Source organism: Methylobacterium sp. 285MFTsu5.1, assembly GCF_000383455.1.
Taxonomy (GTDB): Bacteria; Pseudomonadota; Alphaproteobacteria; order Rhizobiales; family Beijerinckiaceae; genus Methylobacterium.
Genome location: NZ_KB911278.1, coordinates 46316 through 59862 on the forward strand (window position 1 = coordinate 46316; position 13547 = coordinate 59862).

16 protein-coding genes are annotated in these 13547 nt (G+C 69.3%); 2 read left to right on the forward strand and 14 right to left on the reverse strand.

From position 1 onward, the window contains the following. Positions 1-49 precede the first annotated feature (49 nt). Positions 50-919 (reverse strand): formate/nitrite transporter family protein, encoded by an 870-nt coding sequence (locus H288_RS0115005; RefSeq protein ID WP_020093398.1) that lies wholly within the window; start codon positions 917-919, stop codon positions 50-52. Positions 920-962: 43 nt separating this feature from the next. After that, positions 963-1703: a molybdopterin-binding protein gene (locus H288_RS0115010; RefSeq protein WP_020093399.1), complete on the reverse strand. Its 741-nt coding sequence runs from the start codon at positions 1701-1703 to the stop codon at positions 963-965. Positions 1704-1780: 77 nt separating this feature from the next. Here H288_RS0115010 and sfsA point away from each other — a divergent pair, with 77 nt between their 5' ends. Next, a complete protein-coding gene (gene sfsA / locus H288_RS0115015; RefSeq protein ID WP_020093400.1) occupies positions 1781-2494 on the forward strand; it encodes a DNA/RNA nuclease SfsA in 714 nt (237 codons plus the stop codon). Here sfsA and H288_RS0115020 read toward each other — a convergent pair. Continuing rightward, positions 2481-3323: an FkbM family methyltransferase gene (locus H288_RS0115020; protein ID WP_020093401.1), complete on the reverse strand. Its 843-nt coding sequence runs from the start codon at positions 3321-3323 to the stop codon at positions 2481-2483. The genes sfsA and H288_RS0115020 overlap by 14 nt on opposite strands. 116 nt (positions 3324-3439) lie before the next feature. Between H288_RS0115020 and H288_RS0115025 the strand changes: the two genes are divergently transcribed. After that, positions 3440-4204, forward strand: a complete 765-nt coding sequence (locus tag H288_RS0115025; RefSeq protein ID WP_020093402.1) for an alpha/beta fold hydrolase — start codon at positions 3440-3442, stop codon at positions 4202-4204. A 4-nt stretch (positions 4205-4208) separates the two neighbouring features. On the opposite strand, the gene H288_RS0115030 is transcribed toward H288_RS0115025, so the two are convergent. The 11 genes from H288_RS0115030 to sufB form a co-directional block, all read right to left on the reverse strand. After that, complete coding sequence (locus tag H288_RS0115030) at positions 4209-4970, reverse strand: ABC transporter permease (RefSeq protein WP_042673785.1); 762 nt, start codon at positions 4968-4970, stop codon at positions 4209-4211. A 14-nt stretch (positions 4971-4984) separates the two neighbouring features. Continuing rightward, positions 4985-5920: an ABC transporter ATP-binding protein gene (locus H288_RS0115035; RefSeq protein ID WP_026604968.1), complete on the reverse strand. Its 936-nt coding sequence runs from the start codon at positions 5918-5920 to the stop codon at positions 4985-4987. Between the two features lie 171 nt (positions 5921-6091). Beyond that, the gene (locus H288_RS0115040) at positions 6092-6343 is read right to left on the reverse strand and encodes a hypothetical protein (protein WP_020093405.1); all 252 of its coding nucleotides are present in this window, start codon (positions 6341-6343) and stop codon (positions 6092-6094) included. A gap of 273 nt (positions 6344-6616) precedes the next feature. Further along, positions 6617-6943 (reverse strand): hypothetical protein, encoded by a 327-nt coding sequence (locus H288_RS0115045; protein ID WP_042673770.1) that lies wholly within the window; start codon positions 6941-6943, stop codon positions 6617-6619. A gap of 300 nt (positions 6944-7243) precedes the next feature. Next, positions 7244-7561, reverse strand: coding sequence for a hypothetical protein (locus H288_RS0115055; protein ID WP_234081021.1), 318 nt, complete (start codon positions 7559-7561; stop codon positions 7244-7246). A 261-nt stretch (positions 7562-7822) separates the two neighbouring features. Further along, the gene (locus tag H288_RS0115060; RefSeq protein ID WP_020093409.1) at positions 7823-8206 is read right to left on the reverse strand and encodes an SUF system Fe-S cluster assembly protein; all 384 of its coding nucleotides are present in this window, start codon (positions 8204-8206) and stop codon (positions 7823-7825) included. Positions 8207-8256: 50 nt separating this feature from the next. After that, positions 8257-9501: a cysteine desulfurase gene (locus H288_RS0115065; protein WP_020093410.1), complete on the reverse strand. Its 1245-nt coding sequence runs from the start codon at positions 9499-9501 to the stop codon at positions 8257-8259. A gap of 203 nt (positions 9502-9704) precedes the next feature. Beyond that, the gene (locus tag H288_RS0115070) at positions 9705-11027 is read right to left on the reverse strand and encodes a SufD family Fe-S cluster assembly protein (RefSeq protein WP_020093411.1); all 1323 of its coding nucleotides are present in this window, start codon (positions 11025-11027) and stop codon (positions 9705-9707) included. A gap of 3 nt (positions 11028-11030) precedes the next feature. Beyond that, on the reverse strand, positions 11031-11783 hold the full coding sequence (gene sufC, locus H288_RS0115075; RefSeq protein WP_020093412.1) for a Fe-S cluster assembly ATPase SufC: 753 nt from the start codon (positions 11781-11783) through the stop codon (positions 11031-11033). Positions 11784-11798: 15 nt separating this feature from the next. Beyond that, the gene (locus H288_RS0115080; RefSeq protein ID WP_020093413.1) at positions 11799-12038 is read right to left on the reverse strand and encodes a hypothetical protein; all 240 of its coding nucleotides are present in this window, start codon (positions 12036-12038) and stop codon (positions 11799-11801) included. Positions 12039-12063: 25 nt separating this feature from the next. Next, complete coding sequence (gene sufB, locus H288_RS0115085; protein WP_026604969.1) at positions 12064-13533, reverse strand: Fe-S cluster assembly protein SufB; 1470 nt, start codon at positions 13531-13533, stop codon at positions 12064-12066. Positions 13534-13547 lie beyond the last annotated feature (14 nt).

The following is a 13547-nucleotide window of genomic DNA, read 5'->3' on the forward strand; positions in this document are numbered from 1 at the left end:
GACGCGCGGTGCCGCCCGGCTGCCCGGTCCTCGGCCCAAGTTCTCGGTCTCAGTCCGGACGTTCGCCCTCGACCGCCTTGGTCTCCTCGACCTCGGGGGCGACCTGCCCGTAGTTCAGCACCGCCACCAGCGCCACGCCGCCGAACGTGTTGCCGAGCAGCGTCGGAAGGAAGAACTTCACCGCGTAATCGTGCAGCGAGGCGGCGCCCGTGACCACGAGGTAGAAGGCCTCGACGGAGCCGGCCACGATGTGGGCGAGGCTGCAGAGCGCCACCAGCCACGTCATCAGGAGGATCACGAACGGCGCCGCGCTGGCGGTGGCCGGCAGGAACCAGACCATCAGGGCGATCATCCATCCGGCGAAGACGGCCTTGATGAAGGTCGCCCAGAAGCCGTGCGCGATGGCGTCGTGGCTGATCTCCGCGAAGGCCCGGAGGACCGGAGGCTCGAAGGCGCCGGAATAGGCCAGCAGCGTCGCGATCGCGAGCGTTCCCAGGATGTTGCCCGACAGCACGATCATCCAGAGCCTGACGACGCGGAGCGCCGTCTTCACGGAGCGGTCGTGCAGGAGCGGCAGGATCGGCGTGATGGTGTTCTCGGTGAAGAGCTGCTGGCGCCCGAGGACGACGACCAGGAACCCGACCGCGTAGCCCATCGAGCTGACGATCTTGGCCCAGTCGGTCTCCGGGAGATGGCTTCGCAGCACGCCCGGCACGATCAGCGACAGGGCGATGCTGAGCCCGGCCGCGAAGGCGGAGAGGAACAGCGCGAGGCCGTGGCGGCGCAGCTCCTCGTCGCCCTCGAGCCGGATGACCTCGTGCAGGACGTAGGCGTCGGGCCGGCCGATCTCGGAGACTTCCTTCAGCAGTTCGTCCCGGCGCGTCTCGGGGTCGGCCCGCTTGTCCTTGTCCCGCACCATCCGACAGCTCCGCTACGCAACACGATCGATCGGACGGGACAGGTCAGGCCGAGAGCCGCGCCAGCAGGGCCTCGACGGCGCCGCGCGCCTCGGCGAGGGCCTCCGGGTCCCGGCTGCGCACGACGATCCGGTTGCGGAAGCCCTCCGGCGTGATCGCCGGGTACGAGCCGATGGAGACGGCTTGCCGCGCCCTCGCGATCTCGCCGAGGCCGCCCGCGTAGCTGCCCTCCGGGAGGCCGGCCGCCTCGATCGTCTCGGACAGCATCGCGGCGCCGCCCGTCAGCGTCGGGGCGATCGAGTCCAGCATGGCCTGCATGATGCTGGGCACGCCGGCCATCACGTGGACGTTGCCGATGCGGAAGCCCGGCGCCTTCGAGACGGGATTGGCGATCAGGTCGGCCCCGAACGGGATCCGCGCCATGCGCAGGCGGGCCTCGTTGAGATCCTCGGGTTTGTGCCGCTCCAGCAGCATCGCCCGGGCGCGCTCGTCGACGTCGATGCCGACCCCGAAGGCCTCGGCCACGCAGTCGGCGGTGATGTCGTCGTGGGTCGGGCCGATCCCGCCGGTGGTGAACAGGTAGGTGTAGCGGGCGCGCAGGGCGTTGACCGCCTCGACGATCATGGCCGCCTCGTCGGGCACGATCCGCACCTCGCGCAGGTCGATCCCGGCGGCGGTGAGGAAGTCGGCGATGGTGCCGATATTCTTGTCCTTGGTGCGACCCGAGAGGATCTCGTCGCCGATGACGAGGATCGCGGCGGTGACGGATTCGGAAGGCTGGCTCATGGAACTCTGGCGTCGGGCGGGTCCTGCAGGCAGATAGCGCGACCGCGGCCCGCGACTACGTGAACCCCGGAGACCCCATGCAGTTCGCCGCGCCGCTGGTGCCGGGACGGCTCGTGCAGCGCTACAAGCGCTTCCTCGCCGATATCGACACCGATGACGGCCGCGTCACCGTTCACTGCCCCAATCCCGGAGCCATGCTCGGGCTCAACACGCCGGGTGCGCGCGTGCTGCTGTCGCGCTCGAGCAACCCCGCGCGCAAGCTGCCGCTCACCTGGGAGCTGGTGGAGGCCGACCTCCCCGGCGGGGCGCAGTGGGTCGGCATCAACACGATGCGGCCGAACGCGCTCGTGGCCGAGGCCTTCCGGGCCGGCGCGATCGCGGCGCTCGACGGCCACAACGCGCTGAGGCCCGAGGTGCGCTACGCGGCGGCCAGCCGGGTCGACTTCCTCGCGAGCGGCGCGGCTACGGGGCCATGCCACGTCGAGGTCAAGAACTGCCACCTGATGCGGCGGGCGGGCCTGGCCGAGTTCCCGGACTGCAAGGCGGCCCGCAGCGCCCGGCACATGCGCGACCTGGCGCAGGTCGTGGCCGAGGGCGGTCGCGCGCTGGTGGTCATCGTCGTGCAGATGCGGGCCGAGGCCTTCGACGTCGCCCGGGACATCGATCCCGCCTTCGACCGGGCGTTCCGCGAGGCGCGCGCGGCGGGCGTGGCGGTCCGCGCCTATCGCTGCGCCGTCGCGCCGGAGGGCGTCGCCATCGCCGAGGAGATCCCGGTGATCACGCCGGCCTGACGGCGCCGCGCTCGAACATCAGGTTGAGACGCGAGCGCGCGATCTCGCGGTAGCCGTAGCGCCCCAGATGCCGCAGCAGGTCGAGCTGCCACTGGCCGGTGCCGTTCTCGACCAGCAGGATCCGCGGCAGGAGCGCGTCCGGCGCCTCGCGGAGGAACGGCTCGAGGATCAGGTCCTCGGCGCCCTCGACGTCGAGCTTGATGGCGTCGACGCGGTCGAGGCCCTCGCTGCGCAGCAGGTCGAGGAGCGTCACCGCCGGCACGGTGATCCGCGCGCCCTCGTTGGTGCCGACGATGCGCAGGCTCGACTCGCCGCGGTTGCGCGGATCGATGAACAGGGTCAGCTCGCCGGCCTTGTCGGCCACCGCGCAGGCGACCGCCTTGACGGTGTGGAACGGGTTCTGGGCGATGTTGTAGGTCAGGCGGTCGAACACGTCCGGCTGCGGCTCGACGGCGACGATCCGCGCCCCCGGCCCCGAGAACGCGGCCACGCAGAGGGCGTAGGCGCCGACATTGGCGCCGATGTCGAGGAACACGCAGTCCCGCGGCAGGCGCTCCTGCAGCAGCGCCCGCTCCTCCGGGTCGAAGAACTGCGGGGTGAAGAGCACCTTCTTCTCGCAGTTGTTGTTGTACGGGTGCAGCCGCATCCGCGCGCCGTAGCGGGTCACGTCGAGGGGCTTGCCCCCGAGGCGCGCGATCGCGATCCGGCGCAGGAACAGCGCGAGGCGCCGCCCGTACCAGGACTCGGCCGGGATCCGGTTCGTGCGGCGGGTGATCGCCGCCACGAGGCCGGACGGTTCGTAGGTGCCGTAGGGCTGCGTGTCCGTCATGACCGGGGCGGTTTGCCAGCCGGCGCTCCGACCCGCAAGCGGATCGATCCGCGTTGCTCCCGCGCGTCCGGGTGGTCTAAGCCGTGGCCGAGCTTGATGAACACAGGTTGCGTGGCATGGAGACCTTCAATTCCGACGGCGTGCGGATCGCCTATATCGACGTCCCGCCGGCGGACGGTCCGGGCAAGCCGATCCTGCTGATCCACGGATTCGCGTCGAACCACGCGGTCAACTGGGTCAACACCCAGTGGGTGAAGGCCCTGACCCAGGCCGGCTACCGCGCGATCGCGCTGGACAACCGCGGCCACGGCGAGAGCGAGAAGCTCTACGACCCGGCCGCCTACAGCTCCGAGGCGATGGCCGGCGACGCGATCCGGCTCCTCGACCATCTCGGCATCGCGCGCGCCCATGTCATGGGCTACTCGATGGGCGGCCGGATCACCGCGCATCTCGCGCTCGACCACGCGGACCGGGTGCGCTCGGCCCTGATCGGCGGCCTCGGGATGCACCTGATCGAGGGCAAGGGCCTGCCCTCCGGCATCGCCGAGGCCCTGGAGGCGCCCGCCGGGACGCCCGCGCCCAACCCCACGGCGGCGGCCTTCCGGATGTTCGCCGAGCAGACCCGGAGCGACCTGCGGGCGCTCGCCGCCTGCATGCGCGGCTCGCGCCAGACGCTCAGCCGGGGCGAGCTCGCGCAGATCGAGGTGCCGGTCCTGGTCTCGGTCGGGACCCTCGACACGGTCGCGGGCTCGGGGCCGGCCCTCGCCGCCCTGATCCCGGACGCCCGGGCCCTCGAGATCGAGGGCAAGGACCACTCCACGGCGGTCGGCGCCAAGCCGCACCGGGACGGGGTGCTGGCCTTCCTGGCCGCGCAGCCCTGAGGCCTCAGCTCTTCAGCCGGTAGCCCGTGCGGAAGATGTAGGTCACGAGGCCGAGGCAGATCACCAGGAACAGCGCGGTCATGCCGAGGCTGACCGCGATGTTCACGTCCGCCTTGCCGAAGAACGCCCAGCGGAACCCGCTGATCAGGTACACGACCGGGTTCAGCAGGCTCACCGCGTGCCAGAACGGCGGCAGCATGCTGATCGCGTAGAAGCTGCCGCCCAGGAAGGTGAGCGGGGTCACGACGAGGAGCGGGACCAGCTGCAGCTTCTCGAACCCGTCCGCCCACAGGCCGATGACGAAGCCGAACAGGCTGAACGTCACCGCGGTGAGCAGCAGGAAGCCGATCATCCAGAGCGGGTGGTCGATCCGCAGCGGCACGAACAGGGCCGAGGTCGCCAGGATGATCAGCCCGATCAGGATCGACTTCGAGGCCGCGGCGCCGACGAAGCCCAGCACCACCTCCAGCGGCGAGATCGGCGCCGACAGGATCTCGTAGATCGTGCCGGCGAAGCGCGGGAAGTAGATGCCGAACGAGGCGTTGGAGATGCTCTGCGTCAGCAGCGAGAGCATGATCAGGCCGGGCACGATGAACAGCCCGTAGGGCACGTCGTCGACCGCCGAGACCCGGGAGCCGATCGCCGCGCCGAACACCACGAAGTACAGGGTCGTCGAGATGACCGGGGCCAGGATGCTCTGCCCGGCGGTGCGCCAGAAGCGTCCCATCTCGAACAGGTAGATGGCCCGGATCGCCGGCCAGTTCATGCTGAACGCCGCGCTCATGCCTGTGCCCTCTCCTCGCGCACGAGGCCGACGAAGATGTCCTCCAGCGAGCTCTGCTCGGTGTGGAGGTCGTTGAAGCGGATGCCCGCCGCCGCGAGGCCGGTCAGGAGCCCGGTGATGCCGGTGCGCTCGGCGCGGGTGTCGTAGGTGTAGACCAGCTCGGTCCCCTCCCCGCCGAGCGCCAGGCCGTAATCGGCGAGTTCCGGCGGTACGGCGGCGATCGGCTGCTGGAGGTGGAGCGTCAGCTGCTTGCGCCCGAGCTTGCGCATCAGCGCGGCCTTCTCCTCCACGAGGATGATCTCGCCCCGGCGGATCACGCCGATGCGGTCGGCCATCTCCTCGGCCTCCTCGATATAGTGGGTGGTGAGGATGACGGTGACACCCTGCTGGCGCAGGTCGCGCACGAGGCGCCACATGTCCTGGCGCAGCTCCACGTCGACGCCCGCCGTGGGCTCGTCGAGGAACAGCACCCGGGGCTCGTGCGACAGCGCCTTGGCGATAAGCACCCGCCGCTTCATGCCGCCCGACAGGGTCATCAGCCGGCTGTCGCGCTTGTCCCAGAGGGACAGCGCCCGGAGGATCCGCTCGATATGCCCGGGATCCGGCCGCAGCCCGAACAGGCCGCGGGAGAAGCTCACGGTGTTCAGCACCGTCTCGAAGGCGTCGGTGGTGAGTTCCTGCGGGACGAGCCCGATGGCCCGGCGCGCGGCGCGGTAATCCGCCGCGATATCGTGGCCGTCGACCAGGACGGTCCCCGCACTCGCGGTGACGATCCCGCAGACGATGTTGATGAGCGTGGATTTGCCCGCTCCGTTCGGACCGAGCAGCGCGAAGATCTCACCGCGCTCGATGGCGAGGTCGATGTCACGCAGGGCTGTGAAGCCGGACGTGTAGGTCTTCGACAGCTTCGAGATGGAGATAATCGGCATCAGAGCCTGGTGCGAGCGGGAGCGTGCACGGGTCCGGCAGCCATGCTCAGGCACCGGACACGCGAGGGGCCGGCCGAGCGGGACGCCTCCGGCGGCGGGCGCCCCTATAGCATGGTGAATGACCGGCGCTGACCGAGCCCGTGTGCGCCACCGCACCGCGAGGGCGCCCGCGGCTCACCGGCGGCCGAGGCGCTCCGCCAGCGCGAGGCACTCCTTGCGGAGATCCGGATCCTCGATGCGCGAGAACGCGGTCAGCAGGGCGGCGCATTCCGCGGCGCTCGGGCCGCCGGCTGCCGGGGACCCCGGCGGCCCGCGGAAGATCGAGACCGGGACGTTCAGCGCGTGGGCGATCTGGCGAAGCAGCACTTCCCGCTCGTGAGCGGAGTTCGCCGTGCCGTCGAGATCGAATCCGCCCGCGTCCGTCATGATCTCTTCGAAACCAGTCCTTCGGCCGAGCTCGGATGCACGGGATGCCCACAGACGCTGCTCACGCGGCGCGCGGCACGACCATCCACACTTTCTCGGCGGGTGCAACCTACCGTTATGGTATCAGCTTGGCAGGGCCGCACTGTCCAGAACGCGCGGACAGCCACCCCGGACCGAGATCTTGTGCCGCTCATCTGTAATCGGCGAAGTCGGTTCAGCCTCCGTTCCGAATCAACATCCAGAAATACAATTGCCGGTAGCATGGTTCCGGCATTAGGCCGCTCGCCGAAGCGTGATCAGCGCGGCCAGGCCGATCAGGGTCGCTGCACCGAGGATCCGGCGCCAGGGATTCACGCCGCGCAGGAGCTCGTCGATCGCCCACCATGTCAGCGCGATATCGGCCCCGAAGGACAGAGAGGAGGCCGGCAGCCAGGGGGCCAGCTCTCCCCTGTCCCGGGCCAGCCAGGCCGCGAGGCTCAGGCCCGCGAAGAGCCAGAGCGGCAGGTTCGGCCACTGCGCCACGGTGATCGCGCCGGTGGTCCTGTCGCGAAACATCCAGTCGACGGCCCGCCCGAATGTTGTGCGCGGACGTGGAGACATGGCTCGAACCTTCGTGAGTTCCGGCCGGCGCAGATCGTGCCGCCCCGCCGGACCAGAATGAGCCGACGGCTCCGGAAGAGGCGTTAACACATCGGTAACGTTAGCGAACGGAAACCGTCGGTAAATCCCTAACGGATCCTGAAAGGACTCGCGAAAAATTCGTTAATCTGGTGATCATCGGTCATCGGAACGGCGGCCAACCAGCCGAACATCGAGAATCGATCATGAGCGCCCGTCTCGAAGACCTGAAGTTCATGCTGACGCTCAGCGCCGTGGTCCTGCTCGGCAGCGGCCTCGACGTCATCCTGCGCTGATTGCGCCGGTCAACCCGGCGCGCGGCACCGCGCCCCCGGACGTGAAGGCGCGTCCGAGCGCCGCGCGGGCGGCCGACGGCCGAGCCTCCGGAGCACCGCCCCGGCCGGTCGTGTACGGGACGGCGATCAGCCGCGCGGCAGCGTCCGCGGGACGGCGCATTCCCCCGGTCTCGACAATCGGGATCTGTCCGGAGCGAAGGAAGCTCCGCAAGTCCGCGGCCCGCGCCCGCCGCTCCGTCCGCATCTTGAGCACGGCGATCACGAGGCCGGCCAGCCCGGCCGCCTCCAAGAACGCCGCGACCACGTAGCCCGCAGCCATCCGCTTCCACCAACTGTATCGAGGAGAGGCCGCCCTCGCGGCGGTCGCCACCGATCTGCGGGGTCATGGTTAGCGGGGCCTTAACGGCTGCGTAGAAGTCCGCAGATCGCGCCGGCGTCGACACTCGCCGCCCGCGACCGGGGCGCGGTGCGAGCCTTTCCCGTGCCACGACGATCGGGCGCCGCGCAGGGTCCGCGCGTCGCGCCCGGGAGTCCCTTCGGGAAGCCGTGACGCTCCGCGGGGGCGCTACCACATGTCGAGGGCGACGCGGGCCTCGTCGGACATGCGGCTCTGGTCCCACGGCGGGTCGAAGACCATGGTCACCGCGCAGGACTGGACCCCCGGCACGGCGGACACCGCGTTCTCAACCCAGCCGGGCATCTCGCCCGCGACCGGGCAGCCGGGCGCCGTGAGGGTCATGTCGATCGCGACGACGCGATCGTCGCCGATATCGACCTTGTAGATCAGCCCGAGCTCGTAGATGTCGGCCGGGATCTCGGGATCGTAGACCGTCTTCAGCGCCGCGACGATGTCGTCGGTCAGGCGGTCCAGTTCCGCCTGCGGGATCGTCGAGTCGCCGGCGACGTCGGGGGCGTTCTTGCCGCCCGTGATGGTGGCGTCGGTGCTCATCGCTTCACTCTCCCCGGGCCCGCGCGGGCGGGACCAGCCTCATCCCAGTATCAGGTGAACAGCATTTCTGCTCTGCCGAGCGCCTCGGCAAGGGCATCGATCTCGGCGGTCGTGTTGTAAAGCCCGAACGAGGCGCGGCAGGTCGAGGTGACGCCGAAGCGGTTGAGCAGCGGCATCGCGCAGTGGGTCCCGGCCCGCACCGCCACGCCCTGCCGGTCGATCACCGTGGCGATGTCGTGGGCGTGCGCACCCTTCATCTCGAAGGCGATCACGCCGCCCTTGCCCGGTGCGGTGCCGATGAGGCGCAGGGAATTCATCGCGCCGAGGCGCTCCTGCGCGTAGGCCGTGAGCTTCGCCTCGTGGGCGGCGATCGCGTCGCGCCCGAGATTCATCATGTACTCGAGCGCGGCGCCGAGACCGACCGCCTCGATGATTGCCGGGGTGCCGGCCTCGAACCGGTGGGGCGGATCGTTGTAGGTGATCGCGTCCTCGCTGACCGTCCGGATCATCTCGCCGCCGCCCTGGTAGGGCGGCAGGCGCTCCAGCCATTCCTTCTTGCCGTAGAGCACGCCGATTCCGGTCGGGCCGTAGACCTTGTGGCCGGTGAAGACGAAGAAGTCGCAATCGACCGCCCGCACGTCGACCGGCTGGTGCACCGCGCTCTGGGCCCCGTCGAGCAGGACCGGCACGCCGTGGGCGTGGGCGATGCGCACGATCTCGGCGGCCGGCGTCACCGTGCCGAGCACGTTCGACATGTGGGTGATCGCCACCATCTTGGTGCGCGGCGAGAACAGCTTCTCGTACTCCTCGATAAGGAAATTGCCCTGGTCGTCGACCGGGGCCCACTTGATCACGGCGCCCCGGCGCTCGCGCAGGAAGTGCCAGGGCACGATGTTGGAGTGGTGCTCCATGATCGAGAGGATGATCTCGTCCCCCTCCCCGATCAGGCCGGCCCAGCCCATCGACGAGGCCACGAGGTTGTAGGCCTCGGTGGCGTTGCGGGTGAAGATGATCTCGTCCGTCGAGGCGGCGTTGAGGAACTGGCGCGTGGTCTCGCGCGCGCCCTCGAAGCCCTCGGTGGCGGCGTTCGCCATGTAGTGCAGGCCGCGATGGACGTTGGCGTAGCCGGTCTCCATGCAGGAGACCATCGCGTCGATCACCTGCCGGGGCTTCTGCGCCGAGGCGGCGTTGTCGAGGTAGACGAGCGGCTTGCCGTAGACCTGCTGCGACAGGATCGGGAAATCCTTCCGGATCGCCTCGACGTCGTAGGCGGGGGTGAGGACGGGTGCGTTCATGGTCGCGACCTTCCGAAGACTTCGCCGATCCCGGGAACAGCCCTCATCCTGAGGTGCCGGAGCGAAGCGGAGGCCTCGAAGGAGGCCTCCAGCTAGCGTTGCGATCCCCGGATCCCGCCTGTAGGGCCCGCTGCCGCGGTGACCTCAGGACGGGATCAGGTCTCGAGAAGGGCCGGTCCGCGGAGCGGAACCGGCCGGGACGATCAGCCGCGCGCCTTCAGCCAGGCCTCGATCTCGCCGATCAGCGCCGTGCGGGCGCCCTCGTGCGTGACCGCCTCCACGGCCTCGCCCACGAAGGCCTGCACGAGCAGGCTCTCGGCGGTCGCGCGCGGAAGGCCGCGGGCCATCAGGTAGAACAGCAGATCCTCGTCCGGGGCGCCGCAGGTGGCCCCGTGGCCGCAGGCCACGTCGTCGGCGAAGATCTCCAGCTCCGGCTTGTTCATCATCTGCCCCTCGTCGGTGAGGAGGAGGCAGTCGGACTTCATCTTGCCGTCGGTCTGCTGGGCGGCCTGACGGACGATGATCTTGCCCTGGAACACGCCGGTGGCGTCGCCGTCGATGATCCACTTGAACTGCTCGCGGCCGACGCCGCCGACCGCGGCATGGTCGGCGAGCAGCGTCGAGTCGGCGAGCTGGCCCTTGCGCAGCATGGCGGCGCCGTTGACCACGACGTTGGTGTCGTCGCCCGCGACGTGGACGAAGATCTGGTGGCGCGACAGGACCGCTCCGGTCACGAGGTTCACGGTCTCGACCTGACCCTCGGCCTCGACCTTGAGCGACAGGGTCGAGAGCGCGATGGCGGCGTCGCCCTGCTTGTTCAGGCGGGTGTGCCGGAAGGCGGCCTTGGGGCCGACCACCACGTCGAGGGCGTCGTTCGGCTGGCAGGTGAGCCCGTCCGGGCCCTCGTGGCTCTCCAGGAGACCGAACTCCGCGCCCTCGCCGATCTGGACGAGCACGCGGGTCGCCGTCGAGAACGGCGTGTTCCCGGCGCCCACGAAGCGCAGGTGCAGCGGCCGCGCCGGCTTCGCCCCGGGCGAGACCTTGATCAGCGCGCCGTCCGCCAGGAAGGCGGTGTTGAGCTGGTAGACCGGGTTCTCCCGGGCCTGCGCCACCGGGGCGAGCTGCTTCAGGTCGACATGCGCCTCGGTCAGCGCCTCGGACATCGGGACGACCGTGACCCCCTCGGGGATCCGGTCGAGATCCGACAGCTCGCGGACGAGATGGCCGTTCACGAAGGTCAGGCGCGCGGCCTCGATGCCGGCGAAGCCCTTCGCCCCGGCGACGGCCGCCTGGGCGACGTCGAGGCTCGGCGCCTCGGCCGGGGGCGCGGCCTCCGTGATGGCGGCGCGCAGGTCCGTGTACTTGAAGGCCTCGACCCGCCGGCTCGGCAGGCCGGTCGCCTCGAAGAAGCGGAACGCCTCCTCGCGGGCGATCGCCTTCTCGCTGGCGAAGCTCTGGCGGGCCGACTCGAACAGCTTCGACAGGCCGGCCTCGGCGGGGGAGCGGAGGTTCGTGACGTCGGCCATGGCTCAGGCCGCCTCCCCGGTGCGGTACTCGGCGTAGCCGGAGGCCTCGAGCTCGAGGGCGAGCTCCTTGCCGCCGGTCTTCACGATCTGACCCTTCGACATGACGTGCACGGTGTCGGGCACGATGTGGTTGAGCAGGCGCTGGTAGTGGGTGATCACCAGGAACGAGCGGCCCTGGTCGCGGAGCGCGTTCACGCCCTCGGAGACGATCCGCAGGGCGTCGATGTCGAGGCCGGAATCGGTCTCATCGAGCACGCAGAACTTCGGCTGCAGCAGCGCCATCTGGAGGATCTCCATGCGCTTCTTCTCGCCGCCGGAGAAGCCGACGTTGAGGGCGCGCTTGAGCATCTCCTTGTTGATCTCGAGCTTGTCGGCCGCGCCGTTCACCGCCCGGATGAAGTCGGGGGTCGACAGCTCGGCCTCGCCGCGCGCCTTGCGCTGCGCGTTCAGGCAGGCCTTGAGGAAGGTCATGGTGCCGACGCCGGGGATCTCCAGCGGGTACTGGAAGGCCAGGAAGATGCCGGCCGCGGCGCGCTCGTCGGCGGCCATCTCCAGAACGTTCTGCCCGTCGAGCAGGATCTCGCCGTCGAGAACCTCGTAATCCTCCTTGCCGGCGATGACGTAGGAGAGGGTCGACTTGCCCGAGCCGTTCGGGCCCATGATCGCCGCGACCTCGCCGTCGTTCACGGTCAGGTTGAGGCCGTTCAGGATGCGGTTGTCCTCGATCTGCACGACGAGGTTCTTGATTTCCAGCATGTCAGTCCAAGTCCTTCAAAACCATTCGTCCCGCATCGCCCGCAGGAACGCGGCGCTCCCGGCCGGGTAGCCGGAGAGGTCGCCGATCACCGCGTCGATGCCGCACCGGGGACAGAGGGCGGTGCCCTCATCGGCGATCCAGCCCGCGATCTCGTCCGGCGCGAAAACCTCGAGGCAGAAGAAGCATCCGCACAGGACGCTGCTCCTGACCTCGTCGGCGTGCCGCGCGCTGTGCCGATGGGCCGCGCGCAGCACGTCGTCGTCGTATCCGCCCAGGCGGTCAGCCCACCGAGCCTTCCAGGCTGATCGAGATCAGCTTTTGGGCCTCGACGGCGAACTCCATCGGCAGCTGCTGCAGCACGTCCCGCACGAAGCCGTTGACGATGAGCGCGGTCGCCTCCTCCTCGGAGAGGCCGCGCTGCTGGCAGTAGAACTTCTGCTCCTCGGAGATCTTCGAGGTCGTCGCCTCGTGCTCGAAGACGGCCGAGGCGTTCTTCGACTCGATGTAGGGCACGGTGTGCGCGCCGCACTGATCGCCGATCAGCAGGGAGTCGCAGTTCGTGAAGTTGCGCGCGCCCTTGGCCTTCCGGTGCGCCGAGACGAGGCCCCGGTAGGTGTTCTGCGACCGGCCGGCCGAGATGCCCTTCGAGATGATCCGGCTCGTCGTGTTCTTGCCGAGATGGATCATCTTGGTGCCGGAATCGACCTGCTGCATGCCGTTCGACACCGCGATCGAGTAGAACTCGCCGCGGGAATCGTCGCCGCGCAGGATGCAGGACGGGTACTTCCAGGTGATCGCCGAGCCGGTCTCGACCTGGGTCCACGAGATCTTCGAGCGGGCGCCGCGGCAGTCGCCGCGCTTCGTCACGAAGTTGTAGATGCCGCCCTTGCCCTCGTTGTCGCCCGGGTACCAGTTCTGAACGGTCGAGTACTTGATCTCGGCATCATCCAGGGCGACGAGCTCGACCACCGCGGCGTGGAGCTGGTTGTCGTCGCGCTTCGGGGCGGTGCAGCCCTCGAGATACGAGACGTAGGAGCCCTTGTCGGCGATGATCAGCGTGCGCTCGAACTGGCCGGTGTCGCGCTCGTTGATGCGGAAGTAGGTCGACAGCTCCATCGGGCAGCGCACGCCCGGCGGGATGTAGACGAACGACCCGTCGGAGAAGACGGCCGAGTTCAGCGTCGCGAAGAAGTTGTCGGTCACCGGCACGACCGAGCCGAGGTACTTCTGCACGAGCTCGGGATGCTCGCGCACCGCCTCGGAGATCGGCATGAAGATCACGCCGGCCTTCTCCAGCTCCTTCTTGAAGGTGGTGGCGACCGAGACCGAGTCGAACACGGCGTCGACCGCGACGCGGCGCTCCGGCGCGATGCCTTCCAGCACCTCGACCTCGCGCAGCGGGATGCCGAGCTTCTCGTAGGTCTTCAGGATCTCGGGATCGATCTCATCGAGCGATTCCGGGCCCTGCCGCTTCGGGGCGGCGTAGTAGTAGATGTCGTTATAGTCGACCTTGTCGTAGGAGACGCGGGCCCACTCCGGCTCCTTCATGGTCAGCCAGCGCCGGTAGGCGTCGAGGCGCCACTCCAGCAGCCACGCGGGCTCGTTCTTCTTGGCCGAGATGAAGCGGACGACGTCCTCGGAGATGCCCTTCTCGGACTTCTCCATCTCGATCGTGGTCTCGAACCCGTACTTGTACTGGTCGAGGTCGATCGAGCGGACCCGATCAATGGTTTCCTGCACAGCAGGCATCAGCGTCTCCTAGG